Source organism: Vibrio sp. 970 (assembly GCF_033339075.1).
In genome coordinates this window covers 1-678 of the sequence record NZ_JAWOTW010000357.1, presented here as the reverse complement: position 1 = coordinate 678, position 678 = coordinate 1, and the positions used below count along the sequence as shown (strand labels likewise).

Here is a 678-nt window from a genome sequence, read left to right as displayed (position 1 = left end):
CCACTTTGTGGTTCATGACTGGGGTGAAGTCGTAACAAGGTAGCGCTAGGGGAACCTGGCGCTGGATCACCTCCTTATACGATGATTATTGCGATGAGTGTTCACACAGATTGATACGGTTTATAAAGTAAAGAGACGATACTGGGTCTGTAGCTCAGGTGGTTAGAGCGTTCGCCTGATAAGCGAGAGGTCGGTGGTTCGAGTCCACTCAGACCCACCAATTTCTTTCCCAAGGAATTGGCGACAGTATCGACACCTTGATGGGGCTATAGCTCAGCTGGGAGAGCGCCTGCCTTGCACGCAGGAGGTCTGCGGTTCGATCCCGCATAGCTCCACCATCTTTAAGTGTTCTTGAAAAAGAATCTTTAAAAATGGTTTTCATCAGAAAATCTAGCTCTTTAACAATTTGGAAAGCTGACAAAACAACAATTTATTGTTGTTTGTAAAGTTCTCAATGTTTATCGAAAGATAAACACCAAAAAACACATTCAAGTGTTCTTGGGAATATCACTTTTACAGTGATTATTCGAAATTGAGTCCGGCAAAATCGAAATGTCTCTCGCTCATTCAAATAATGAGAGACAACTTTGGTGATTTGAACATCAACTCGAAACTCCTTCGGGTTGTATGGTTAAGTGACTAAGCGTACACGGTGGATGCCTTGGCAGTCAGAGGCGA

At 43.8% G+C, this 678-nt stretch carries 2 tRNA genes and 1 rRNA gene; all 3 read left to right on the top strand.

Annotation, left to right across the window (positions count from 1 at the left end):
* Nucleotides 1–77: ribosomal RNA gene (locus R7Q11_RS26645) — 16S ribosomal RNA — on the top strand; the annotation flags it as partial.
* A gap of 66 nt (nucleotides 78–143) precedes the next feature.
* Nucleotides 144–220 (top strand) — tRNA-Ile (locus R7Q11_RS26640).
* A 42-nt stretch (nucleotides 221–262) separates the two neighbouring features.
* Nucleotides 263–338, top strand: a tRNA-Ala gene (locus tag R7Q11_RS26635).
* The last annotated feature ends 340 nt before the right edge of the window (nucleotides 339–678 follow it).